Source organism: Dyella jejuensis, assembly GCF_044904675.1.
GTDB lineage: Bacteria > Pseudomonadota > Gammaproteobacteria > Xanthomonadales > Rhodanobacteraceae > Dyella_B > Dyella_B jejuensis.
Genome location: NZ_JADIKJ010000117.1, coordinates 1 through 281 on the forward strand (window position 1 = coordinate 1; position 281 = coordinate 281).

The following is a 281-nucleotide window of genomic DNA, read 5'->3' on the forward strand; positions in this document are numbered from 1 at the left end:
GGTTCGATGCAGGTCATCAGGCGCGAACTGCTTGCCCGGTACAAGGCGAAGGCTACGGGAAGTGACTTGGAGTTGCCGCCGCTTGCGGTGCAGTACGGCGACTACGCGGCGTGGCAGCGCCAGAAGCTGGAGAGTGAGTTGGACACTCACCTGGATTACTGGACGCGGCACCTGGATGGCGTATCCGAGCACCAGGGCCTGTGCCACGATCATGCCCGTGGTGCGACGCGGCTCGATGCGGTCAATCTCGGTAGCGAGGCATTTCCTGCATCGCTGCGCGA

1 protein-coding gene is annotated in these 281 nt (G+C 63.3%); it reads left to right on the forward strand.

The window, feature by feature from the left end; genetic code table 11:
- The coding region (locus tag ISP15_RS18685) for a condensation domain-containing protein (RefSeq protein ID WP_404549513.1) at positions 1–281 on the forward strand (281 nt) is incomplete at both ends.